22 protein-coding genes and 1 pseudogene are annotated in these 23,862 nt (G+C 72.4%); 12 read left to right on the forward strand and 11 right to left on the reverse strand.

The window, feature by feature from the left end:
• Window positions 1–180: 180 nt before the first annotated feature.
• Window positions 181–588 carry a hypothetical protein gene (locus ACH4VX_RS26505; protein WP_398370667.1) on the reverse strand — a complete coding sequence of 136 codons (408 nt, stop codon included), beginning with the start codon at window positions 586–588 and terminating at the stop codon, window positions 181–183.
• Window positions 589–673: 85 nt separating this feature from the next.
• Between ACH4VX_RS26505 and ACH4VX_RS26510 the strand changes: the two genes are divergently transcribed.
• Window positions 674–1,669, forward strand: a complete 996-nt coding sequence (locus tag ACH4VX_RS26510; RefSeq protein WP_398370668.1) for a TAXI family TRAP transporter solute-binding subunit — start codon at window positions 674–676, stop codon at window positions 1,667–1,669.
• Here the strand turns inward: ACH4VX_RS26510 and ACH4VX_RS26515 are convergent.
• Complete coding sequence (locus ACH4VX_RS26515) at window positions 1,648–3,081, reverse strand: sensor histidine kinase (protein ID WP_398370670.1); 1,434 nt, start codon at window positions 3,079–3,081, stop codon at window positions 1,648–1,650. The two genes, ACH4VX_RS26510 and ACH4VX_RS26515, sit on opposite strands and share 22 nt — an antisense overlap.
• Before the next feature lie 9 nt (window positions 3,082–3,090).
• Window positions 3,091–3,777: a response regulator transcription factor gene (locus ACH4VX_RS26520; protein ID WP_398370672.1), complete on the reverse strand. Its 687-nt coding sequence runs from the start codon at window positions 3,775–3,777 to the stop codon at window positions 3,091–3,093.
• 285 nt (window positions 3,778–4,062) lie between these two features.
• On the opposite strand from ACH4VX_RS26520, the gene ACH4VX_RS26525 reads away from it, so the two are divergent.
• The 8 genes from ACH4VX_RS26525 (at window position 4,063) to ACH4VX_RS26560 (ending at window position 10,591) form a co-directional block, all read left to right on the forward strand.
• A complete protein-coding gene (locus ACH4VX_RS26525) occupies window positions 4,063–4,839 on the forward strand; it encodes an amino acid ABC transporter ATP-binding protein (protein ID WP_398370673.1) in 777 nt (258 codons plus the stop codon).
• A gap of 80 nt (window positions 4,840–4,919) precedes the next feature.
• Window positions 4,920–5,765 carry a glutamate ABC transporter substrate-binding protein gene (locus ACH4VX_RS26530; protein ID WP_398370675.1) on the forward strand — a complete coding sequence of 282 codons (846 nt, stop codon included), beginning with the start codon at window positions 4,920–4,922 and terminating at the stop codon, window positions 5,763–5,765.
• A 132-nt stretch (window positions 5,766–5,897) separates the two neighbouring features.
• The gene (locus tag ACH4VX_RS26535) at window positions 5,898–6,575 is read left to right on the forward strand and encodes an amino acid ABC transporter permease (protein WP_365896195.1); all 678 of its coding nucleotides are present in this window, start codon (window positions 5,898–5,900) and stop codon (window positions 6,573–6,575) included.
• Window positions 6,572–7,474, forward strand: a complete 903-nt coding sequence (locus ACH4VX_RS26540) for an amino acid ABC transporter permease (protein ID WP_398370677.1) — start codon at window positions 6,572–6,574, stop codon at window positions 7,472–7,474. Before ACH4VX_RS26535 ends, ACH4VX_RS26540 begins: the two co-directional genes overlap by 4 nt.
• Before the next feature lie 293 nt (window positions 7,475–7,767).
• Window positions 7,768–9,381, forward strand: a complete 1,614-nt coding sequence (locus ACH4VX_RS26545; protein ID WP_398370678.1) for an FAD-dependent monooxygenase — start codon at window positions 7,768–7,770, stop codon at window positions 9,379–9,381.
• On the forward strand, window positions 9,359–9,559 hold the full coding sequence (locus ACH4VX_RS26550; protein ID WP_398370680.1) for a putative leader peptide: 201 nt from the start codon (window positions 9,359–9,361) through the stop codon (window positions 9,557–9,559). The genes ACH4VX_RS26545 and ACH4VX_RS26550 overlap by 23 nt, the downstream gene beginning before the upstream one ends.
• An 88-nt stretch (window positions 9,560–9,647) precedes the next feature.
• A complete protein-coding gene (locus ACH4VX_RS26555; protein WP_398370682.1) occupies window positions 9,648–10,175 on the forward strand; it encodes a cysteine dioxygenase in 528 nt (175 codons plus the stop codon).
• Window positions 10,172–10,591 carry a rhodanese-like domain-containing protein gene (locus tag ACH4VX_RS26560; protein WP_398370683.1) on the forward strand — a complete coding sequence of 140 codons (420 nt, stop codon included), beginning with the start codon at window positions 10,172–10,174 and terminating at the stop codon, window positions 10,589–10,591. Before ACH4VX_RS26555 ends, ACH4VX_RS26560 begins: the two co-directional genes overlap by 4 nt.
• Window positions 10,592–10,874: 283 nt before the next feature.
• On the opposite strand, the gene recX is transcribed toward ACH4VX_RS26560, so the two are convergent.
• The 4 genes from recX to ACH4VX_RS26580 form a co-directional block, all read right to left on the reverse strand.
• Window positions 10,875–11,660: a recombination regulator RecX gene (gene recX, locus ACH4VX_RS26565; protein ID WP_398370685.1), complete on the reverse strand. Its 786-nt coding sequence runs from the start codon at window positions 11,658–11,660 to the stop codon at window positions 10,875–10,877.
• 3 nt (window positions 11,661–11,663) lie between these two features.
• Complete coding sequence (recA, locus tag ACH4VX_RS26570) at window positions 11,664–12,782, reverse strand: recombinase RecA (RefSeq protein ID WP_398370687.1); 1,119 nt, start codon at window positions 12,780–12,782, stop codon at window positions 11,664–11,666.
• A gap of 240 nt (window positions 12,783–13,022) precedes the next feature.
• On the reverse strand, window positions 13,023–14,285 hold the full coding sequence (locus tag ACH4VX_RS26575) for an AI-2E family transporter (protein ID WP_398370689.1): 1,263 nt from the start codon (window positions 14,283–14,285) through the stop codon (window positions 13,023–13,025).
• Between the two features lie 59 nt (window positions 14,286–14,344).
• Window positions 14,345–14,539 (reverse strand): DUF3046 domain-containing protein, encoded by a 195-nt coding sequence (locus ACH4VX_RS26580; RefSeq protein WP_398370691.1) that lies wholly within the window; start codon window positions 14,537–14,539, stop codon window positions 14,345–14,347.
• A gap of 78 nt (window positions 14,540–14,617) precedes the next feature.
• Between ACH4VX_RS26580 and ACH4VX_RS26585 the strand changes: the two genes are divergently transcribed.
• Entirely contained in the window at window positions 14,618–15,562 is a 945-nt protein-coding gene (locus ACH4VX_RS26585; RefSeq protein ID WP_398370692.1) for a hypothetical protein, read from the forward strand.
• A 228-nt stretch (window positions 15,563–15,790) separates the two neighbouring features.
• Here ACH4VX_RS26585 and ACH4VX_RS26590 read toward each other — a convergent pair whose 3' ends face one another.
• The 3 genes and pseudogenes from ACH4VX_RS26590 to ACH4VX_RS26600 all read right to left on the reverse strand — a co-directional run.
• Window positions 15,791–16,099 (reverse strand): AzlD domain-containing protein, encoded by a 309-nt coding sequence (locus tag ACH4VX_RS26590; RefSeq protein WP_398370694.1) that lies wholly within the window; start codon window positions 16,097–16,099, stop codon window positions 15,791–15,793.
• Window positions 16,096–16,845 (reverse strand): AzlC family ABC transporter permease, encoded by a 750-nt coding sequence (locus ACH4VX_RS26595; RefSeq protein ID WP_398370696.1) that lies wholly within the window; start codon window positions 16,843–16,845, stop codon window positions 16,096–16,098. The genes ACH4VX_RS26590 and ACH4VX_RS26595 overlap by 4 nt, the downstream gene beginning before the upstream one ends.
• Window positions 16,846–16,958: 113 nt before the next feature.
• Window positions 16,959–17,711 (reverse strand): annotated as a pseudogene (locus ACH4VX_RS26600) (AraC family ligand binding domain-containing protein); the annotation flags it as partial.
• A gap of 84 nt (window positions 17,712–17,795) precedes the next feature.
• Between ACH4VX_RS26600 and ACH4VX_RS26605 the strand changes: the two are divergent.
• Window positions 17,796–22,658 carry an ATP-dependent helicase gene (locus ACH4VX_RS26605; RefSeq protein ID WP_398370698.1) on the forward strand — a complete coding sequence of 1,621 codons (4,863 nt, stop codon included), beginning with the start codon at window positions 17,796–17,798 and terminating at the stop codon, window positions 22,656–22,658.
• 60 nt (window positions 22,659–22,718) lie between these two features.
• On the forward strand, window positions 22,719–23,528 hold the full coding sequence (locus ACH4VX_RS26610; protein WP_398370699.1) for an Fpg/Nei family DNA glycosylase: 810 nt from the start codon (window positions 22,719–22,721) through the stop codon (window positions 23,526–23,528).
• Here ACH4VX_RS26610 and ACH4VX_RS26615 read toward each other — a convergent pair.
• Window positions 23,512–23,766, reverse strand: coding sequence for a hypothetical protein (locus ACH4VX_RS26615; protein WP_398370701.1), 255 nt, complete (start codon window positions 23,764–23,766; stop codon window positions 23,512–23,514). The genes ACH4VX_RS26610 and ACH4VX_RS26615 overlap by 17 nt on opposite strands.
• Between the last annotated feature and the right edge of the window lie 96 nt (window positions 23,767–23,862).

Below are 23,862 nucleotides of genomic sequence, written 5' to 3' on the forward strand. Positions count from 1 at the left end.
CCACTCCAGCCGTGCCGCCGCCACTGCGGGCAGTCGTGCCACCCCCAGTGCCTCAAGGGCCCGGGTGGCGCCCCCAGGGCGGCACGGGTGGGCTGGGGGTACCCCCTCTGGGGGAGGCACCCGGTCGGCGCCGGGCAGCGCGACCCACCCCCGGCCGGCAGTCACGCCGCCCCGCGCTGCTCAGGCCTCCGTATCCCGCTTCCACCCCTGCCGCCGCAGCACCCCCGCCACATCCGGCGCCTCGTAGTGCTCCCCCTTGAGCACCTTGCCGTCGGCGCGACGACTGACCTGCCCCTCGGGCCCCAGCTTCGTCATGTTGGACCGATGGATCTCCGCGATCACCGCATCGAGGTCGATCCCGTGGACCAGCGCCGTCCCGTACGCGACGTACACCACATCCGCCAGCTCGTGCGCGAGCCGGTCGAGCGGCCCCGTCACCGACACCTCGCCCACCTCCCGTGCCTCCTCGGCCAGCAGCTCACCGCGGTGCGCGGCGAGTTCCGGCGAGACCTCGGACGGTATGTCGCAGGCGTCCAGCCCGAAGGCACGGTGGAAGTCACGGACCAGGTCGGCGGGCGAAGCACTCATGCCGTGACTGTAGCGGCCACCCCAGACATCCCCGTTGTGAGCTCCGCCCTGGTCAGCGGGCACCCCGACTGGCAGGATCGCGCGCATGTCCCACACGCTGTCCCGGATCGGCAGGCGACGGGCCCTGCGGGGCACGGCCGCCGGTTTCGTGGTGCTCGGACTGCTGCTGTGGTGGCTGGCGCCCTGGGAGGAGGAGCCGCCGGGCGGGACGATCACGCTGAGCACGGGCACCCGCGCGGGGGTCTACCAGAAGTACGGCGTGCTCCTGCGCAGCTCGCTCGGCAAGTACATGCCCGACCTCGACGTACGCCTGGAGACGAGTGACGGGTCGCAGGAGAACGTGCGCCGCGTGGCGACCGGGGAGGCCGACTTCGCGATCGCCGCGGCCGACGCGGTGGAGACGTACCGGCTGAGCGACCGGCCGGGCGCCGACCGGCTGCGCGGGGTGGCACGCCTGTACGACGACTACGTGCAGCTCGCCGTCGCACCCGACTCGGGCATCCGCTCCGTCGCGGACCTGCGGGGCAGGCGGGTCGCCATAGGGCCGCCCAAGTCGGGCGTCCGGCTCATCGCCAACCGCGTGCTCCGGGCGGCCGGCATCGACCCGGAGACGGACATCAGGCCCTCCTCCGACGGCATCGACACCGGCCCGGAGCGGCTCGGACACGGTCTGGACGCCTTCTTCTGGTCGGGCGGACTGCCCACGGACGGCCTGAAGACGCTCGCCGAGCGGTCCGCGCTTCGGTTCGTGCCGATCGGCGCCGACCTCGTCTCCGAGCTGCACAAACAGGGCGGCGCCACGCGCTACTACCGCGCCACCAACATGCCGGAGTCGGCGTACCCGGGCAGTCAGCTCGGCTCGGCCGTCCCGACGATGGCGGTGTCCAACCTCCTGATCACCCGGGCTGACGCCGACCCCCGCCTCACCGAGTGGCTCACCCGCATCGTGCTCAAGAGCAGGGACGGCATCGGCGCGCACGTCCACTCCGCGCAGCTGGTCGACGTACGCACCGCGATCTACACCGACCCGCTCCGGCTGCACGAGGGCGCCCGCCGGTACTACAGGTCCGTCAAGCCCTGACCCGTCGCCTCACCCGTGGGGGCGTTCCTCGGCACCGTCACGGTCACCCGCAGCCCGTGCGGCTCGTGACGCTCGTACGCGATCGAGCCGCCGCCCGCCGCGAGCAGCGCCCGGGAGATGGACAGGCCGAGGCCCGAGCCCTTGACGTTCTGGTGCCGGCCGCTGCGCCAGAAGCGGTCGCCGACACGGGTCAGCTCCTCGTCGGTCAGGCCCGGACCGTTGTCGGTGACGACGACGGTGGAGGTGTCGCCGTTGGAGGCGACGGTGACCTCGACGGTCTCGTCCTCGGGCGTGAACTTCACCGCGTTGTCGATGACCGCGTCCAGGGCGCTGGACAGCGCCACGGGGTCGGCCCACGCGGTGGTCGGCGGACAGCTGCCGGTCAGCCGGACCCCCTTGGCCTCGGCGGTGGGCGACCAGGCCGCCACGCGTTCGGCGGCCAGGGCGCCGATGTCGGCGACCTGGAGGTCGGCCTCGCTGTGCTCGGCGAGCGCCAGGCCGAGCAGGTCGTCCAGGACCTGCGCCAGACGCTTGCCCTCCGCCTGCACGGAGGCGATCTCCTCGTTGCCCTCGGGCAGCTCCAGGGCGAGCAGCTCGATGCGCAGCAGCAACGCCGAGAGCGGGTTGCGCAGCTGGTGCGAGGCGTCGGCGACGAAGGCGCGCTGCTGCTCCAGCACGCTCTCGACGTTGTCGGCCATCTCGTTGAACGACCGGGCGAGCCGTCTGAGTTCCGGCGGCCCGCCGGCCGCCGCGACCCGGGACTTCAGCCGTCCGGTGGCGATGTCGTGGGTGGTGGCGTCCAGGATCCGTACGGGCCTGAGCACCCAGCCGGTCAGCCGCAGGGCCGCGCCGACCGCGAGCAGCATCGCGGCCGCCTCGCCCGCGGCGATGACCAGCCAGCCCTGGAGGATGCGGGAGCGCATCTGTCCGGTCGGCGAGTCGGTGACCACGACCGCGACGACGTCGCCGTCCCGGATGACCGGCGAGGCCACCACCAGGCTGTGCCGCTGCCACGGCCACACCTGCTCGGGGTCGTGGCTGCGGCGGCTGAGCAGCGCCTCCTCGAAGGCGTCGCGCACCTCGCCCGCGCGGGGCAGGAACCAGTCGTCCGGGGCGTGCGCCATGGGCGAGTCATTGCGGTAGAAGACGCCCGCGCGGATGCCGTAGACCGTGTGGTAGCTGCGGAGCTCACTGCGGAGCGTCTCGCGGCGTTCGTTGATGTCCGCGCCGGCCGGGTCGGTGGGCTCGGTGACGAACTGGGCGAGGGCCGCGAAGCGCGCGGTGTCGTCGATCCGGTCGACGACGACCCGCTGCTGCTCCGCGCCGGCCAGGCTGACGGCCAGCGGGACGCCGAGCGCGAGCAGGACGGCCGCCATCAGGACGATGAGCAGCGGAAGCAGACGCGTGTGCACCCGGCCCCGCTACGCCGCGGGCGCGACGAGCCGGTAGCCGACGCCGCGCACGGTCTCGATGAGGGCGGGCATGCGGAGCTTGGCGCGCAGGGAGGCGACGTGCACTTCCAGGGTGCGCCCGGTCCCCTCCCAGCTGGTCCGCCACACCTCGCTGATGATCTGTTCCCGGCGGAAGACGACCCCCGGCCGCTGGGCGAGCAGGGCGAGCAGATCGAACTCCTTGCGGGTCAGCTGGACGACCGAACCGTTCACGCTGACCTGGCGGGTCGGCAGCTCGATGCGGACCGGGCCGAGCCGCAGCTCGGTCTCCGTACTGCCCGTGGCCTCCTCGTGGACGGTGCGCCGGCTGACGGCGTGGATCCGCGCGAGCAGTTCCCCCGTGTCGTACGGCTTGACCACGTAGTCGTCGGCGCCGAGGTTGAGGCCGTGGATGCGGGAGCGCACGTCGGACCGCGCGGTGACCATGATCACCGGCGTGCTGGTGCGCTTGCGGATCTTGCCGCAGACCTCGTAGCCGTCCTGGTCGGGCAGCCCCAGGTCGAGCAGGACGACGCCGAAGCCGTCGCCCTCGGGGACGAGTGCCTGGAGCGCCTCCTCGCCGCTGCGCGCGTGGGTGACGTCGAACCCGTGCCGCACCAGGATCGCCGACAGGGCGGCGGCCACGTGGTTGTCGTCCTCGACGAGAAGCAGTCTCACCAGGGCCCCCTTCGGTTCATCGGCCGTACGCTCTCCATGTGTACAAAAACGCGTGCACGCGCGCGTGCACCTTGCAGTGACGCCGATGAACGAGGACGGCGTCAAGAGGGTTCCGGTTGCTCTTTCGTACCGTTACCCGGCCGAAATCACCCCTGCTCACAAGTGCTACGACAGGTGTCCGATTGCTATCGGATCGTGATGCTCAGATTCCCCTCAGATGTAATGACGCAGGTCTGAAGGATTACTACTGTCCTCCGAAACCGAGGAGGACGGAGCCTGAGAGCGATGACCGAAGTATCGGTGGCCAAGGAAGATGTGGCCGCGACCGGCGATCTGGTCGTCCTGAAGAGCGTCAACAAGCACTTCGGCGCGTTGCACGTACTCCAGGACATCGACCTGACGATCGCCCGCGGCGAAGTCGTCGTGGTCATCGGACCCTCCGGGTCCGGGAAGTCCACCCTGTGCCGCACCATCAACCGTCTGGAGACGATCGACTCCGGGTCGATCTCGATCGACGGCAAGCCCCTGCCCCACGAGGGCAAGGAGCTCGCCCGGCTGCGGGCCGACGTCGGGATGGTCTTCCAGTCCTTCAACCTCTTCGCGCACAAGACCGTGCTCGAGAACGTGATGCTGGGCCAGGTCAAGGTCCGCAAGGCCGACAAGAAGAAGGCCGAGGAGCGGGCCCGTGCCCTGCTCGACCGGGTCGGCGTGGGCGCGCAGGCCGAGAAGTACCCCGCGCAGCTCTCCGGTGGCCAGCAGCAGCGTGTCGCCATCGCGCGGGCCCTGGCGATGGAACCCAAGGTCATGCTCTTCGACGAGCCGACGTCGGCTCTCGACCCGGAGATGATCAACGAGGTGCTGGAGGTCATGCAGCAGCTCGCCCGCGACGGCATGACCATGATCGTCGTCACCCACGAGATGGGATTCGCCCGTTCGGCCGCAAATCGCGTGGTGTTCATGGCAGACGGTCGAATCGTCGAAGAAGCTGCGCCGGACCAGTTCTTCAGCAATCCGCGCAGCGATCGCGCCAAGGACTTCCTGTCGAAGATCCTTCACCACTGAGGCGCACCTCGCGCCCTGACGACTTGCGTCACCGGACACCGGCCGGGCCGCATCACTTCACCAGTCAAAGGATGTGCACCATGAAGCTCCGCAAGGTCACCGCCGCCTCGGCCGTCGTGTTCGCTCTTGCCCTGACCGCGACCGCCTGTGGCGGCGACGACAGCAAGGACAACGGCTCGTCCTCCTCGGGCGGTGGCGAGAAGATCAAGATCGGCATCAAGTACGACCAGCCCGGTCTCGGCCTGAAGACGCCGGACGGTTCCTTCACCGGTTTCGACGTGGACGTGGCGACCTACGTCGCCAAGGAGCTCGGTTACGAGCCGAACCAGATCGAGTGGGTCGAGACCAAGAGCGCCGACCGCGAGACCGCCCTCGCCCGCGGCGACGTGAAGCTCATCGCCGCGACGTACTCGATCACCGACGAGCGCAAGCAGAAGGTCGACTTCGCGGGCCCGTACCTGCTGGCCCACCAGGACCTGCTGATCAAGTCCGACGCGGACATCAGCGAGGCCACGGACCTGAACGACAAGAAGCTCTGCTCCGTGACCGGCTCCACCTCCGCGCAGAACGTGAAGAAGGACTTCGCGCCGAAGGCCCAGCTGAGCAACCGCGGCGGCTACTCGGAGTGCCTCTCCGCTCTGCAGAACGGCCAGGTCGACGCGCTGACCACCGATGACTCGATCCTCGCCGGTTACGCGGCGCAGGACGCGTACAAGGGCAAGTTCAAGCTCGCCGGCCTGAAGCTGAGCAACGAGAACTACGGCATCGGTGTCAAGAAGGGCGACACCGAGACCGTGAACAAGGTCAACGACGCGCTGGAGAAGATGGTCAGCGACGGTGCGTGGCAGAAGGCCGTCGACGACAACTTCGGCCCGGCGAACTACAAGAACGAGCCGGCCCCGAAGATCGGCCAGCTCGTCAAGTAACGCGGGACTCCGCCGACGCAGGATCCCCGCGGTCTCCGCGGGGATCCGCCGGCGTGCCGCCGCCCACCATCTCTCCGGCGGCGGCGCGTCACGTCCGCCACGTACGTCACACACCCGGAAGCGCGGGAGATCGTGTTCGACTTTCTTTCAAACTATGACGACCCGTCCCTGCTGGGCGCCTTCTGGGTCACGGTGCAGCTCACCGTCTTCTCGGCCATCGGATCGCTGATCTGGGGCACCCTGCTGGCAGCCATGCGGGTCAGCCCTGTGCCTCTGATGCGCGGCTTCGGCACCGCTTATGTGAACATCGTCCGGAACATTCCCCTGACCGTCATCATCGTCTTCACGTCGCTCGGCCTCGCCGACATCTTCGGCGTGACGATGGGCGCGCCGGACGACTTCGAACTCAAGTACTTCCGGCTCGCCGTCCTCGGTCTCGTCGCCTACACGGCGGCCTTCGTGTGCGAGGCGATCCGCTCCGGCATCAACACGGTGCCCGTCGGGCAGGCGGAGGCGGCTCGGGCCCTCGGGCTCAGCTTCAGCCAGGTGCTCAGGCTCGTGGTGCTGCCGCAGGCGTTCCGCTCGGTGATCGGCCCGCTGGCCAACGTGCTGATCGCACTGACCAAGAACACCACCGTGGCGGCCACCATCGGTGTCGCGGAGGCCGCTTTCCTGATGAAGGAAATGATCGAGAACGAGGCACAGACGCTGCTCATCGGCGCGGTCTTCGCCTTCGGGTTCGTGGTACTGACCCTGCCCACCGGCCTGTTCCTCAACTGGCTGAGCAAGCGCCTGGCGGTGAAGCGATGACTTCTGTTCTCTACGACGCCCCCGGCCCGAAGGCCAAGCGGCGCAACCTGGTCTTCTCGGTCGTCTTCGTCGCCCTGCTCGCCCTGCTGCTGTGGTGGGTCTGGCAGGTACTGGACGACAAGGGCCAGCTCGAATGGTCCCTGTGGAAGCCCTTCACCACGGCCGACGCCTGGACGACGTACCTGCTGCCGGGCCTCGCCGACACCCTGAAGGCGGCGGCGCTGGCCATGGTCATCGCCCTCCCGCTGGGCGCGGTCCTCGGCATCGCACGCATGTCCGACCACCGCTGGGTGCGTGTCCCGGCCGGTGCGGTGGTGGAGTTCTTCCGCGCCATCCCGGTGCTGCTGCTGATGCTGTTCGCCAACGAGTTCTTCGCCCGTTCCACGGGCGTCGCCAGTTCCGACCGGCCGCTGTACGCGGTCGTCACGGGCCTGGTGCTCTACAACGCCTCCGTCCTCGCCGAGGTGGTCCGGGCCGGCATCCTCGCCCTGCCCAAGGGACAGTCGGAGGCGGCCCAGGCGATCGGCCTGCGCAAGAGCCAGACGATGAGCAGCATCCTGCTGCCGCAGGCGGTCACGGTGATGCTCCCGGCGATCGTCAGCCAGCTGGTCGTCATCGTGAAGGACACCGCACTGGGCGGCGTGATGCTCGGCTTCACCGAGCTGCTGAACTCGCGCGGCACGCTGGCGGCCAACTACGCCAACGTCATCCCGAGCTTCATCGTGGTGGCGGTCATCTTCATCGTCCTCAACTTCCTCCTCACCTCGTTCGCCTCCTGGCTCGAGGGACGCCTGCGCCGCAGCAAGCGCAGTACGGGCGCGGTGCTCGGCCCGGAGGACGTCGACGACCTCAACGCGGCCGAGATCGGTGGCACGTTCGGGACCGGTGCGGAGAAGTGACACCGGCCTGACGTACGACATGACTGTGGCCCGCCGGATTCCGGCGGGCCACAGTCATGTCGAGTTGCCGACTGCCGTCGGCGGTGCGGAGGAGTCGTACGCCCCGGACTCGTGTGATGAACAGTCAAGTGGTGTGACCGGCCCCTCCCCACTTCATGATCGCCACTGCCCTTCGGTCACTTGACGCAAGCACCGGCAATAGGTTGCATACGTTCTGTGATCGTGCACCCTGCTCCATCTTCCTGTTCCTCCACGTCCCTTCAGACGTCACTTCGGGCAGGGGGCGCCGCGCCGTGGACCCGGTGATCATCGTCGGAGCGGGACCCGTCGGGCTCACGCTCGCACTGGCGCTGGCACGCCAGGAAGTACCGTGCGTGGTCCTCGACGAAGGACCGGGCAAGGACGAACCCCGCCCGGCGCGCACCGTCGTCCTGCGCGAGGACACCGCCGCGCTCATGGAGCGACTGACCGGCGTGCCGCTCGCCCACGCCGGTGTCCGTTGGGCCGGATGGCGGTCGATGCGGCGCAAGCAGGTGACGGCCGAGATCGCCTTCGGCGACGCCGAGCCCGCACCCCTGCACATCGCCCAGCACGTCCTGACGGGTGTCCTGCGCGCGGCCCTCGCCGGCGAACGGCTCGTCAAGGTCGCCGTGAACAGCCGGCTGGACGCCATGGAGCAGGAGCCCTCGGGCGTCACCGCCCATACCCGCGGCGACACCGGCACCTGGTGGCGCGGCAGCTACCTGGTCGGCTGCGACGGTCCGCGCTCGACCGTGCGCAAGCTCCAGGACATCCGCTTCCCCGGCCGCACCGCGGTGGAACGTCACGCCGTGGCCGCGCTGCGCACCGAACTCCCCTGGCACGACGAGGCGCTGCTGCACCGCACGCCGCCGTGGCGTACGTCCGGCCCCTCGGCCGGGGAGATCACCGCGCGCCCGCTGCCGGACGGGGTGTGGCGCCTGGACTGGCTGCTGCCGCCGGGCAAGGACCTGGTCACGCCCGAACTGCTGCTGGGCCGGGTCCGGGAGACCCTGGCCGGCTGGACCGACGGTCCGACCCCGCCCTACGAACTGCTGGACACCGGGGTGCACACCGTCCACCACCGGCTGGCCCGGCGCTGGCGGGCCGACCGGGTGTTCCTCGCCGGGGACGCCGCCCACCTGCTCGGCGCGCTGGGCACGCACGGGCTGGAGGAAGGGCTCCGCGACGCCGACAACCTCGCCTGGAAGCTGGCACTGGCCTGGCACCACGGCCCGCACGAGGCGCTGCTCGACAGCTACCAGACCGAGCGCCGGGCGATCGTCGCCGCCCGGCTGCGCGCCGCCGACCAGGCGCTGCCGCTGGTGCGCAGCGGCGGAGGGCTGCGTTCCTACGTTCCCGGGGCCGCGCGGGGGCACGACACGCTGCTGATGGACGGTCATCTGGGGCGGGGCGCGCTGGGCGCGCCGGGGACGTACGTCGACTCACCGCTCACGCCCGGCCCCCTCGAGGGCGAGGCGCCCCTCCGTACGGCCCCCGGGTCGGCGGTGACGGACGTACGGGTCACGGCGGAGGACGGCACCTTCGTCCGGCTGCGGGACCGGCTCGGCCGGGGCGCGCTGCTGGTGGTGCTGATCGCGCCCGGTACGGGTGTGTGGGAGCGCCGGCACTGGATGTCCGCCGGGATCATGCCCCGGCTGGCGGCGGCCGTCTCCGCGCTGCCGCACCGGGCCGAACTGCTGGTCGCCGAGAGCTATCCGGGAGCGGCCGCCCACACCGTGCTGCTGGTGCGCCCCGACGGTCACCTGGTGACGGCGCTGAGCGGGGTCCGCCCGGCGGATCTGTACGCGGCGGCGGAAGCGGCGCTCGGCGGGCCCGCCGCGGTGGAGGCGGAGGCCAGGGCCGATGCGGGGGCCGGGTCGCGCTGAAAGCCCCGGTCCCGTCGAGTCGTCGTCATCCTGCGGTCCGCATGGTGACGACGAGTTGAATCGGTGTACGGCCCCGTGGTGTACTCCGCTCGTGACCGACACCTGCGTGCACCTGTGGCGGAGGGTCCACATGGACCTCGTCCGCTATGCGGGCTGCGTGTGTCGCCCGTCCTGCTGATTCGCGTCCCTCACCCTTCCCCGCGCGCCGCCCGCCGTCTCGTCCGAGTGGCCGCGCGTCTCCGCGAACCTTCTCCAGGACGGTGCACATGTCTGTCTCCTCCCCCGTTCCGGCTCCCGTCTCCGCACCCACGCAGGCGGACCTTCTCGACTTCGTACGGCGTGCCGTCGCCGACGCCGCACTGGTCTCCTCCCTTCCGCTCGATCCCGAGGGACGCACCTGGGTGCGGCTCGACGGGCCCGGTGGCAGCGAGGCCTGGCTGATCGGCTGGCCGCCCGGCACCAGTACCGGCTGGCACGACCACGCCGACTCCGTCGGTGCCTTCATGACCGCGTCGGGCGAGCTGAAGGAGAACTCGCTCGCCGCGCGGCTGCCCACCGACGGCTGGAAGACCCTGGAACTCACGGACGGCGTGGACCGGGAACGGCGGCTGGGGGCCGGGCAGGGGCGTGCCTTCGGGCGGCACCACGTCCACGAGGTGCTCAACGAGTCCCCGGACCGGCACGCGATCTCCGTGCACGCCTACTATCCGCCGTTGCCGCGGATCCGCCGCTACAGCCGCAGCGGCCGCATTCTCCGGCTGGAGCAGGTCGAACGCCCCGAGGACTGGCAATGAGCGGGACGAACGAACCGGCCGGTGGTGCCGTGGGCATCGACGGGCTGCTGGAGCGGGTGCGCGCCGGTTACGAGCGCGTCGGCCCCCGGGACGCGTACGAGGCCGCACGGACCGGTGGGGCGCTGCTGGTGGACATCCGCTACGCCGCACTGCGGGACCGGGACGGGCTCGTTCCGGGGGCCCTCGTGGTCGAACGCAACGAACTGGAGTGGCGCCTGGACCCGCGGGGCAGCCACCGCCTCCCGGAGGCCACGGGTCACGACCTGCGGGTCGTGGTGATCTGCGACGAGGGCTACGCCTCCAGCCTGGCGGCGGAGTCCCTCCACCGCCTGGGCCTGCACCGGGCCACCGATCTGATCGGCGGCTTCCAGGCCTGGCGGACGGCGGGCCTGCCGGTGGTGTCCGCGCCCGCGTAGACATCGCGCCGGGAGCGGTCCGTCCGGTGCCGCCGTCGAGACGGGCGGGGCCACCGCCCTGATCGGCGGCTTCCAGGCCTGGCGAAACGCTGGACCGCCGGTGGCGCCCACGGCCGCACAGGCGTCGCGCGGGCGGCGACCGGGTGCCGGGGCCCCGCCGGGCCACGGATCCGGGTGAGCGGTTTCCGGGCCTGCGGGAGGCCGGGGGCTGCCGGTGACGCCGACGCCCGCGCAGGGCGTGGTACCGGGAGCAGCCGGGGCGGGGCGGCGTCTCCCCGTCGGCTCAGAACCCCTCGTCGCCGAGGAACTCCGTGTCCTCGCCCTCCTCCTCCAGCGCCTGCCGGACGACCCGCAGGGCGAGGCCCTCGGGGTAGCCCTTGCGAGCGAGCATGCCCGCGAGGCGGCGGAGCCGCTTGTCGCGGTCGAGTCCGCGGGTGGCGCGCAGCTTGCGGGCCACCAGCTCCCGGGCGGTCTCCTCCTCCTGCTCGGAGTCGAGCCGGGAGACGGCGGCGTCGATCAGTGTGGGGTCGACCCCCTTGGTGCGCAACTCCCGGGCGAGCGCACGCCGGGCGAGTCCCCGGCCGTGGTGCCGGGACTCCACCCAGGCGTCCGCGAAGGCGCTGTCGTTGATCAGTCCGACCTCTTCGAACCGGGACAACACCTCCTCGGCGACCTCGTCCGGGATCTCCCGCTTGCGGAGGGCGTCGGCGAGCTGCTTCCGGGTGCGCGGGGTCCCGGTGAGCAGGCGCAGGCAGATCGCCCGCGCCCGCTCGACCGGGTCCGCCGGAGGTTCCTCCCGCTCGGCCCTCGACGAGGAGGAGGCGCCCCCGTCCTCCGCGGCCGCCTCGCCGAAGATCCGGCGTCTGCGCCCGCGTCCACCGCGCGGCCCGCCGTCACGCGAGCCGCCCGCCCGTGCGCCACCCCCGTCGCGGGGGCCGTCCCCGCCGGTGATGTCGTCGTACACCGCGTCACCGTCCACGGCTGAGCCGTCGTCGCCTCCGGTGCCCCTCCCCCGTGGGGCACCGGAGGCGGCGAACTCGTACTCGGCCCAGTCGGTTCGTCGCGTCACGGGTCAGCTCTTGGCCGCCGCGGCCTTGGACTTGGTGGCCTTGGCCACCGGGGCCGGTACTGCGGCCGGCTCGGCCGGAGCGGTGCTCGTGGCGTCCGCGCCCGGCTCGGCGGCGGGCTCCTCCGGTCGTACGCCGACGCCCAGCTTCTCCTTGATCTTCTTCTCGATCTCGTTGGCGAGGTCGGGGTTGTCCTTCAGGAAGTTGCGGGCGTTCTCCTTGCCCTGGCCGAGCTGGTCGCCCTCGTACGTGTACCAGGCGCCGGCCTTGCGGACGAAGCCGTGCTCCACGCCCATGTCGATCAGGCCGCCCTCGCGGCTGATGCCCTGGCCGTAGAGGATGTCGAACTCGGCCTGCTTGAAGGGCGGCGCGACCTTGTTCTTGACGACCTTGACACGGGTACGGTTGCCGACCGCGTCGGTGCCGTCCTTCAGCGTCTCGATGCGTCGGATGTCGAGTCGCACCGAGGCGTAGAACTTCAGCGCCCGGCCACCGGTCGTGGTCTCCGGGGAGCCGAACATCACGCCGATCTTCTCGCGGAGCTGGTTGATGAAGATCGCGGTGGTCTTGGACTGGTTGAGCGCGCTGGTGATCTTCCGCAGGGCCTGGCTCATCAGGCGGGCCTGCAGACCGACGTGGCTGTCACCCATCTCGCCCTCGATCTCCGCGCGCGGGACGAGCGCGGCGACGGAGTCGATGACGATGAGGTCGAGGGCGCCGGAGCGGACCAGCATGTCCACGATCTCCAGGGCCTGCTCACCGTTGTCCGGCTGGGAGAGGATCAGGTTGTCGATGTCGACGCCGAGCTTCTGCGCGTACTCGGGGTCGAGGGCGTGCTCCGCGTCCACGAACGCGACCTGGCCGCCGGCCTTCTGCGCGTTCGCCACCGCGTGCAGGGTCAGGGTCGTCTTGCCCGAGGACTCGGGGCCGTAGACCTCGATGACACGGCCGCGCGGCAGGCCGCCGACGCCGAGGGCCACGTCGAGCGCGGTCGACCCGGTCGGGATGACCTCGATGGGTTCCTTCGAGCGGTCGCCCATGCGCATGACCGCGCCCTTGCCGAATTGCCGTTCAATTTGTGCGAGCGCGGCGTCGAGCGCCTTCTCGCGGTCGGTTCCTGCCATGGGTTCCACCCGATTTGCTTGAGTCGATCGCTTCACGTCAAAGACGCTAACGCCTGCCACTGACAACGCGCCCCGACGCACCTCCGGCCTGTGGATAACGCGGGTGCATTCCTACCCGAACCGGGACATAGCACCTGCCGTCGAGCCTCACCGGCACTTCCATAAGAATGGATGTTCGATTTTTGTGTCAAGCGACACACACGGCACCACAGCCCTGTGTGTCGCGCGGGACGCCCGCCCTCAGGAGGCCCCGGTGTCTCCGCCGCGGGGCCGCTCCGCACCCGGCCGGCGGGCCCACAGACGACGGACGCGGGTGAGGGCGCCCGGCCCGCCGCCTGGGCCGCGGTGCCCGAGCACACGGGGGTCGTCCGTGACGTCGTACCGCCGCACGTACGCACCCAGGAACGCCTGGAGGGTGGCGACGGCGGGGATGGCGATCAGTGCGCCCACGGCACCGAGCAGGGCGGTGCCCGCGACGACCGAGCCGAAGGCGACCGCCGGATGGATGTCGACGGTCTTGGAGGTCAGCTTGGGCTGCAGCACGTAGTTCTCGAACTGCTGGTAGATCACCACGAAGATCAGCACCCACAGCGCGTACCAGGGGTCGACCGTGAAGGCGATCAGCATGGGCAGGGCGCCCGCGAGATAGGTGCCGATGGTGGGGATGAACTGCGACACCAGGCCCACCCACACGGCGAGGACGGGCGCGTAGGGCACCTCGAGGAACTCCAGCAGGACGTAGTGCGCCAGGCCGGAGACCAGGGCCATCAGCCCGCGCGAGTAGATGTAGCCGCCCGTCTTGTTCACCGCGATCTCCCACGCGCGCAGCACCTCGGCCTGCCGGGCGGGCGGCAGCAGGGAGCAGACGGTGCGCCGCAGCCGCGGGCCGTCGGCGGCGAAGTAGAACGAGAACAGACCGACGGTCAGCAACTGGAAGAGACCGCCGAGGACCTGCGCGGAGACGTCCAGGACACCGGTGGCGCTGTTCTGGACGTAGTTGCGCAGCCAGTCGGAGCGCAGCAGGCCCTCCTGGATGTCCACCCGCCGCAGCTCCGTCTTGAAGTGCGTGTTGATCCAGTTGATCACGGAGTCGAGGTAGTCCGGAAAGTCCTCGACGATCTTGATGATCTGTCCCGCCAGCATCGACCCGAGCAGCGTGACGAAGCCCGCCGCCACGATCAGCACGCCCAGGAAGACGAGGAAGGTGCTCAGGCCCCGACGCACCCCGCGCGCGGCCATCCAGCTCACCGCGGGCTCGATGGCGAGTGCCAGGAAGAACGCGATGAGGATGTTGACCAGCAGGCCGATGAGCTGGTGGAAGGCCCAGCTGCCCAACTGGAACACGGCGAACAACGCGAGGGCGAGCACCATGGCGCGCGGCAGCCAGCGCGGCATGCGGGCGCCCGGCCCGGACATGGGGGCCACCGGGGGCCCGGCGGGCGGCGGCGCGCCGGGCGTGGTGGGATGCTGGGCTGCCTGCCCGGTCTCGTCAGTGGGTGCCACGGATCAAGTCTCGCCCACGTCGGCGGCAGCCACGCACCCCACGACGGTCTCTGTGACGATCAACGCTTTTCCGCGGGGACGTCCATCACCGCGCAGACCACCTGCCAGACGTCCTTGGCGTTCCAGCCGGCTGCCAGCGCCTCGTGCACGGTGCGCCCGCCGAGCTCGGACATGACATGGTCGTGCGCGAAGGTCTCGGCATGGCCCGCGCCGAAGTGCTCCGCCATCCGCTCCCAGAAAACCGTCAACCGCATGCACCCAGTATCCCGCCTGCGGGGGTGGCCCCGAGCCGGGCCGCCCGCCGGCACCGCCTTCCGCCTACGGTCGGACCCATGGCCGACACCGGAGCTGCCCCACCGCCCCCGACATCCCTGTCCCAGGGCCCGCTCGCGCGGGCGGAGCGGTTCGTCTGGCTCACCGCGCGGGTGCTCGAACAGCACCTCTTCGCCCACCGCTTCCGGGGCGGCGGCGCCGGTCCGGTGGAGGCGGCACTGAACGCCTACCGCAACGACGACGGCGGTTACGGTCACGCGCTGGAACCCGATCTGCGGGGTCCGGTCAGCCAGCCGCTGCACACCACCCGCGCCCTGCGCGTGCTGGACGCCGTGGGGCGTTGCGGCGGCCGCCGCGCGGAGGACGTGTGCCGCTATCTGACGTCCGTCTCCACGGTGGAGGGCGCGCTTCCGGGGATCTCGCCCGGCCAGCGCGGTTACCCGGCGGCACCCTTCGTACCGGTCGTGGACGACCCGCCCGGCGAGCTGTCGGCCACCGGACCGGTGGCGGGCCTGCTGCACCGCAACGAGGTGTGGCACGCGTGGTTGTTCCGTGCGACCGACTTCTGCTGGCAGGCCGCGGAGTCGCTGGAGAAGTCCCACCCCTACGAGGTCCAGGCCGCCGTGGCCTTCCTGGACCACGCCCCCGACCGTCCCCGCGCGGAGGCCGCCGCGGACCGGCTGGGCCGTCTGGTACGCGGGCAGCGGCTGGCGGCGCTCGATCCGGAGGACCTCGCCGCGTACCCGGTCGCCCCCGGCTACGCCCCGGGCGAGCACCACTTCCCGCACGACTACGCGCGGACGCCGCACTCCCTGGCGCGCGCGTGGTTCACGGACGAGGAGACGGCGCGCTCCCTGGACTTCCTCGCGGCCGAGCAACAGGAGGACGGCGGCTGGCCCGTCCGCCGGCGCCAGTGGGCCCCGGGCCCTTCCCTGGAGGCCCGCCCCATGGTGACGATCGAGGCCCTCCACACCCTGACGGCGTACGGCCGCACCGTCGACTGAGCAAACTGCGTGACGACCGCTGCTGCGGTAGCTGCGGGCAATCGTGCCGCTGGGGTGGCACGGGTGGGCGCAGCGGCACCCCGCGAGCGCGGGCGAGCGAGCGAAACCCACCCCCGGTCAGCGGTCACGCCGCCCAGGTGGCCGCATCGCATCCCGTTTCGTGGACGGCAGCCGTTCTCCGGGCACGGAGACGGAACTGTGGCACCGCCGGGCACCGTGCCCGGCGCCTCACCCACCCAGTGCCCGCACCCCCGCCGTCACCACGACGGCCGCTCCGACGACGAGCAGGAACGGGGCGCGCAGAACCAGCGCCACGGCGGCCGCCGCCACGCCGGCCGCCCGTGCGTCGAAGGCCAGGGCCTGGCCTTCGGAGAAGGTCTGCTGGGCGGTCAGGGCGGCGAGCAGGGCGACCGGGAGGAGCGCGGCGAGACGCCGGACGAGGGGCCGTTCCAGGACCCCGGCGGGCACCAGCAGCCCCACGAGCTTGACGGCGTAGCAGCCGAGGGCGGTCACACCGATCGCGATCCAGATGTTCAACGGTCCTCCTCCGCCATGTCACCGCGCGAGGCGCTCTTCCGGCCCTGCGCCCACAGGACGGCCGGTGCCGCGAGCGCGGCCACCAGGACCGGCACACCGGCCGGCAGCACGGGCAGCAGACCCAGCCCCAGGAGAACGGCGAGCCCGGCGACGGTCCGCTCGGTACCGGTGCGCAGCATCGGCGCGAGGAGCGCCAGAAAGACCGCGGGGCCGGCCGCGTCCAGCCCCCACGCGTCGGTGTCCCCGATCGCGTCGGCGCCCAGTGCGCCGAGCAGCGTGGTGAGGTTCCACAGGAGGTACAGGCTGAGCCCGGTCACCAGGAACCCGATGCGCGCGCCGCGCCGAGTGGGTTGGGCGAGCGAGACGGCGGTCGTCTCGTCGATCACCCACTGGGCGGCGAACGGCCGCACCGCGCGGGGCAGCGCGAGCAACTGTGACAGCCGCAGCCCGTAGAACGCGTTGCGCACCCCCAGAAAGAACGCCCCCGCGGCCGCGGTGAACGGACTCCCGCCGACCGCCAGCGCCCCCACCAGCGCGAACTGGGAGGCGCCGGTGAACACCAGGAGGCTGAGCGCACAGGTCTGGAGCAGGGTGAGCCCACTGCCCGCCGAGGTCACGCCGAAGGCGAACCCGGAGAGTCCGACGGCGATCCCGACGCCGAGGGCGTCCCGTACGACGGCACCGTCCGGCTTTCCTCCTCCGTCGTCCCGTACGTCTGCGAGCGCTTCTGTCCGTTCCACTGCCACGCCCCGGACGGTACGGGCGTACCGCCCCGCGCGTCTTGTACGTTCTTGCGCTCGCGCTGGTAGGCCCCCGGGGGCACGCCGACGATCCGGCTGAAGTGCCGGTTCAGATGCGGCTGGTCGGTGAAGCCGACCGCGACGGCCGCCTCCGACGGCGCGGTCCCCGCGTCCAGCAGCCGCCGTGCCCGCCGCACGCGCGCGTCGATGAGCCAGGTGTGCGGCGGCATCCCGTAGGTGTTCCGGAAGGCGCGCAGCAGCGCGAACGGGCCGGTGCCCAGCTCACCGGCCAGCCGCTCCAAGGTCGGCGGATCGGCCAGCCGTTCCTCCAGCACGGCACGCGCGCGTACGGCGATCCGGGCTCCCGCCGTGCGTATCTCGCGTCGCGGCAATGTCCCGCCGTTCAGCCGCAGCAGCCGGGTCACCGCGACCCGGAGCAGGGTGTCGGCGGCGAGCGCGTTGCCCTCGTCGGTGGCCCGCAGCACCTGGTGCACCAGATGGACGGTGTACGGATCGTCGAGCACCGGCGTCACGAACCCCGGTGTGCCGCGCAGCGTGGTGGTCTCGGCGGCGATCGCGCCCACCACCTCGGGCGACGGGTACACCGCCCCGTACTGCCAGCCCTCGGGAACGCCCGCCCGGCCGGTGTGCGGGGTGTCCGGGTTCACCAGGGCGAGGGCCCCGGCGCCCGCGTACTGGTCGGCGCCGCCGTGGTGGAAGACCTCGACCCCGTCGGCGATGGCGGCGATCACGAAGTGCTCGTGAGTGTGCCGGACGAACGTCTTCCGTATGTACCGGGCACGCAGCAGATCGACACCGGGTAGTTCGTCGTACTGCCAGTGCCGCGCCCGCTCCTTGCCCGATTCCGCCATACGGCCATTGTCACGCGGTCCCGGCCGCCCCCGCCCGTCCCCCGGCTCGGCCCGATTGTCAGTGGCCGGGTGCACGATGGACGCATGGTCAGCGATCCGCACCGAGCCCTGGACGGCTTCTCCCCCGCGACCCGCGGCTGGTTCACGGGGGCGTTCTCCGCACCCACCGCCGCCCAGGCCGGTGCGTGGCGGGCCATCGGGGAGGGCTCGGACGTGCTGGTGGTCGCCCCCACCGGTTCCGGGAAGACACTGGCCGCCTTCCTCGCCGCCCTGGACCAGCTGGCCTCCACACCGCCGCCCGCCGACCCCAAGAAGCGCTGCCGCGTCCTGTACGTCTCGCCGCTGAAGGCCCTGGCCGTCGATGTCGAGCGCAATCTCCGCAGCCCGCTGACCGGCATCCGCCAGGAGTCCGTGCGCCTGGGCCTGCCCGAGCCCGAGGTGAAGGTCGGCATCCGCTCCGGCGACACCCCGCCCGCCGAGCGCCGCGCCCTGGCCACCCGCCCGCCGGACATCCTGATCACCACGCCCGAGTCCCTGTTCCTGATGCTGACGTCCGCCACGCGCGACGCGCTGACGGGCCTGGAGACGGTGATCCTGGACGAGGTGCACGCGGTCGCCGGAACCAAGCGCGGCGCGCATCTCGCGCTCTCCCTGGAGCGGCTGGACGAGCTGCTGCCCCGTCCGGCCCGCCGTATCGGCCTCTCGGCGACGGTGCGCCCGGTCGACGAGGTCGCCCGGTTCCTCTCCCCGCGCCGCAAGGTGGAGATCGTCCAGCCGGAGTCGGGCAAGGAGTTCGACCTGTCCGTGGTGGTGCCGGTCGAGGACCTGGGCGAGCTGGGCGGCTCCCCGGTCGCCGACGGGTCGGAGGGCGCCGAGCGCCCGTCGATCTGGCCGCATGTCGAGGAGCGGATCACCGACCTGGTGCAGGCGCACCGCTCGACCATCGTGTTCGCGAACTCCCGCCGCCTCGCCGAGCGGCTGTGCAACCGGCTCAACGAGATCGCCCACGAGCGGGCCACCGGGGAACCCCTGGACGAGCACCACTCCCCCGCCGAGCTCATGGGCGGCTCCGGGACCACCCAGGGAGCGCCCGCGGTCATCGCGCGCGCCCACCACGGTTCGGTGTCCAAGGAGCAGCGCGCCCTGGTCGAGGAGGATCTCAAGGCGGGCCGGCTGCCCGCGGTGGTCGCCACCTCCAGCCTGGAGCTGGGCATCGACATGGGCGCCGTCGACCTGGTGGTCCAGGTCGAGTCGCCGCCGTCCGTCGCCTCCGGGCTCCAGCGCGTCGGCCGCGCGGGGCACCAGGTGGGCGCGGTGTCCACGGGCGTGGTGTTCCCCAAGTACCGGGGCGACCTGGTGCAGGCGGCCGTGGTCACCGAGCGGATGCGCACCGGGGCGATCGAGTCCCTGAGGGTCCCCGCCAACCCCCTCGACGTCCTGGCCCAGCAGCTCGTCGCCATGACGGCCATGGACGCCTGGCAGCTCGACGACCTGCTCGCGATGGTCCGCCGTGCGGCGCCCTTCGCCTCCCTGCCCGAGTCCGCCTTCACGGCCGTCCTGGACATGCTCGCCGGCCGCTACCCGTCCGACGCGTTCGCGGAGCTGCGCCCGCGCGTGGTGTGGGACCGGGTCACGGGCGAGATCACCGGCCGCCCGGGCGCCCAGCGTCTCGCCGTCACTTCCGGGGGCACGATCCCCGACCGCGGCCTCTTCGGGGTGTTCCTGGCGGGCGCAGACCCGAAGAAGGGCGGCGGACGGGTCGGCGAGCTGGACGAGGAGATGGTCTACGAGTCCCGCGTGGGTGACGTCTTCACGCTCGGCACCAGCTCCTGGCGCATCGAGGACATCACGCGCGACCGGGTGCTGGTCTCCCCGGCGCCGGGCGTGCCGGGCCGGCTGCCGTTCTGGAAGGGCGACCAGCTGGGCCGCCCGCTGGAACTCGGCCGCGCGGTGGGCGCGTTCCTGCGCGAGGTGGGCTCGCTGTCCAAGGACGACGCCCGGCTGCGGCTCCTCACGGCGGGACTGGACGCCTGGGCCGCCGACAACGTCCTGTCCTACCTCGACGAGCAGCGCGAGGCCTGTGGTCACGTCCCGGACGACCGCACCATCGTGGTGGAGCGCTTCCGCGACGAACTGGGCGACTGGCGGGTCGTCGTGCACTCCCCGTTCGGCGCCCAGGTGCACGCCCCGTGGGCACTCGCGCTCGCCGCCCGCCTCTCCGAGCGGTACGGCATGGACGCCCAGGTGATGCACGCCGACGACGGCATCGTGCTGCGCCTGCCGGACGCCGACCTGATGGGCCTCGACCTGCTCGACCAGGAGCCGGTGAAGGCCGGCACGGAGTACGACGCGGAGCGGGCCCCCGTGGGCGCGGCCGACGTCGTCTTCGACAAGGGCGAGGTCGACCGGGTCGTCACCGACCAGGTGGGCGGTTCGGCGCTGTTCGCGTCCCGGTTCCGCGAGTGCGCCGCCCGCGCGCTGCTGCTGCCGCGCCGCAGTCCCGGCCGGCGCACACCGCTGTGGCAGCAGCGTCAGCGCGCCTCCCAGCTGCTCCAGGTGGCCGGCGAGTTCGGCTCGTTCCCGATCGTCCTCGAAGCCGTCCGCGAATGCCTCCAGGACGTCTTCGACGTGCCCGGACTCGTCGAGCTGATGGGTGACCTGGAGGCCCGCAAGGTGCGCCTGGTCGAGGTCACCACACCCGAGCCGTCCCCCTTCGCCCGCTCCCTCCTCTTCGGATACGTCGCGCAGTTCCTGTACGAGGGCGACTCCCCGCTCGCCGAGCGCCGCGCCGCCGCCCTGTCGCTGGACTCACGGCTGCTGGCCGAGCTGCTCGGCCAGGCGGAGCTGCGCGAACTGCTCGACGCCGAGGTGCTGACCGAGCTGGAGCGCGAGCTGCAGTGGCTCACCGAGGACCGGCGGGTCAAGGACGCGGAGGGCGTGGCCGACCTGCTGCGGCTGCTGGGCCCGCTCACCGACACCGAACTCACCGAGCGGGGCGCCGAGCCGCAGTGGGCGCGGGAACTCGCCTCCGCGCGGCGCGCCATCCGGGTGCGAGTGGCCGGCGCCGACCACTGGTCGGCGATCGAGGACGCCGGCCGGCTGCGCGACGCGCTGGGCACGGCGCTGCCGGTCGGTGTGCCGGAGGCGTTCACCGAACCCGTCAAGGACCCCCTCGGCGACCTCCTCGCGCGGTACGCGCGCACCCACGGCCCGTTCACGTCGGCGACGGCGGCGGCCCGCTTCGGGCTGGGTGCGGCGGTCACCGAGGGCGCCCTGCAGCGGCTCTCGGCGGCGGGCAGGGTCGTCCAGGGCGAGTTCCATCCGGCCGGGATCGGACAGGAGTGGTGCGACGCGGCCGTACTGCGCCGACTGCGCCGCCGCTCCCTGGCCGCGCTGCGGCACGAACTGGAGCCGGTGCCTCCACCCGCGCTCGCCCAGTTCCTCCCCCAGTGGCAGCACATCGGCAAGGGGCACTCCCTGCGCGGCATCGACGGCCTGGTGCGCGCCGTCGAGCAGCTGCAGGGCGCGTCCGTGCCCGCGTCCGCCCTGGAGAAGCTGGTCCTGCCGTCCCGGGTGACGGACTACGCCCCGGCGATGCTGGACGAGCTGACGGCCGCCGGGGAGGTGGTGTGGGCGGGCGCCGGTTCGCTGCCCGGGAAGGACGGCTGGGTCTCCCTCTACCTCGCGGACGCGGCCCCGCTGCTCCTGCCGCCCCCGCACCCCCTGGAGCCGACCGCCCTCCACCAGTCCGTCCTGGACGCCCTCTCCGGCGGCTACGGCCTGTTCTTCCGCCAGATCGCCGACCAGGTCCGCGCCACCACGCATCCCGAGGCCACCGACCCCCAACTGGCCGACGCTCTGTGGGACCTCGCCTGGTCCGGGCGGCTGACCAACGACACACTGACGCCCATGCGCTCCCTGCTGGGTTCGGGCCGCACCGCGGGCGCCACGGCCCACCGCGCGAAACGCTCCGTCCCGCGCGGTCGCTACGGATCGCTCACGGCTGCCGCCCGCAGCGCCTCCCGCACCGGCCCGCCGACCGTGGCGGGCCGGTGGTCCCTGCTCCCGGACGGGGACACCGATGCCACGGTCCGCGCCCACGCGCTGGCCCGCACCCTGCTCGACCGGCACGGTGTGGTGACCCGGGGTGCCGTCTCCGCGGAGGGCGTCGAGGGCGGCTTCTCGGCGGTGTACCGCGTTCTGTCCGCCTTCGAGGAGACGGGGCAGGCGCGCCGCGGCTATGTGGTGGAGGGTCTGGGCGCCGCCCAGTTCGCGATGGACGGGGCCGTGGACCGCCTCCGCGCGGCGGCCAACGCCCGCGAGCGGGGCGACGGCCTCCTGGCCCGGGGTCCGGCCGCCGGGGTGCCCGGCTCCTTCGAGACCGTCCCGGGCCACGACGGCTTCCCCGGCCCGGACGACACGTCGTACCCCCACCTCTCGCCGGGCGACTACGTCTCCCCGCGCGACCTGGTCCCGCAGTCCCCTCCGCCCTGGCAGAACGGCGGGCGTCCCCCGTACGACCCCTTCACCGGCCGCCGTACCGGCGCGGACCGCGCCGCACGCGCCGTGGTCCTGGCCGCCGCCGACCCGGCGAACGCCTACGGTGCCGCCCTGGGCTGGCCCGAACCGCCGACCGGTGCCGGGCACAAACCCGGCCGCAAGGCGGGCTCCCTGGTGGTGCTGGTGGACGGCGAGCTGACGCTCTACATGGAGCGCGGCGGCAAGACGCTGCTGGCCTGGCCCGCCGGCTCCGACGGCGAACCCGCTGACGACCCGCGCCTCCCGGCCGCCGCCGAGGCCCTCGCCGCGGCCGCCCGCGCGGGTTCCCTCGGCACGGTCACGGTGGAGCGCGTCAACGGCACCCCGGCGCTGACGTCCCCCCTGGGCACCCTCCTGGAGACCGCCGGCTTCGTCGCCACACCCAGAGGTCTGCGCCTGCGCGCCTGACCCGTCGCCGGCCCGCGCCCGCCCGAGCGCCCCGACCGCCCGACGTGCCACCCTTGACGCATGCCCGAAGGAGACACGGTCTGGCAGGCCGCGCGGCGGCTGCACGACGCCCTGGCCGGCCAGGTGCTGACCCGCAGCGACCTCCGGGTGCCGAGGTTCGCCACGGCCGACCTCACCGGCCGCACCGTGCTGGACGTCACCCCGCGCGGCAAACATCTGCTGACCCGCGTCGAAGGCGGCCTGACGCTGCACTCGCACCTGAGAATGGACGGCTCCTGGCGGGTGTACGCGCACGGGCAACGCTGGAACGGGGGCCCCGCCCACCAGATCCGCGCCGTCCTCGGCAACGCCGGCCGCACGGCCGTCGGCTACCGGCTCCCCGTCCTGGAACTGATGCGCACCACCGACGAGGGCCGCGCGGTCGGCCATCTCGGCCCCGACCTCCTCGGCCCGGACTGGAACCCCGGCCTCGCGCTGGCCAACCTCCTGGAGGACCCGGCGCGCCCCCTCGGCGAAGCCCTGCTGGACCAACGGAACCTCGCCGGAATCGGCAATGTCTTCAAGAGCGAGCTGTGCTTCCTCCTCGGTGTCACCCCCTGGCTCCCCGTGGGCGAACTGCCCGCCGACCGATCCGCACAACTGCCGGAGTTCGCCAGGAAACTGCTGGAGCTCAACCGCGAGCGCCCGGTCCGCAACACCACCGGCCGCCGCGGCCAGGACCTGTTCGTGTACGGCCGCGCCCACCGCCCCTGCCTGCGCTGCCGCACCCCGATCCGCCTCGCCGACCAGGGCGACGGCTCCCGCGAGCGCCCCACGTACTGGTGCCCCACCTGCCAGCCGGGGCCGGCTCCGTTCACGCCCCGTCGGTGAACCGACGCGCGTTGCTCACCCGCCAGGTCCGCCGCCACCGTCCCGCCGCGAGCGCCCCTTCGGCCCGTGCCTTGGGCATGCAGTGCACCGGCAGCAGGCTGAGCCCCCACCCGCCGGCCGCGACCGCCCCTTCCACCGCCCCGGCGTCGGGCACCAGCAGCAGTCGCGCCACCGCCCACCACCACAACGCCCCGAACCCCAGAACGACACCCCGGCGCAGCACCCGCCCCGTCGTCACGGCCCCCACCCCCGGGCCGACGCTATGAGACCGCCTGCCCCCGCGCACAGGGCGCACCAAGGGCACACAGGCGCATCTCGGCCCCCGGGTCGCTCC

Source organism: Streptomyces sp. NPDC020731 (assembly GCF_044334705.1).
GTDB lineage: Bacteria > Actinomycetota > Actinomycetes > Streptomycetales > Streptomycetaceae > Streptomyces.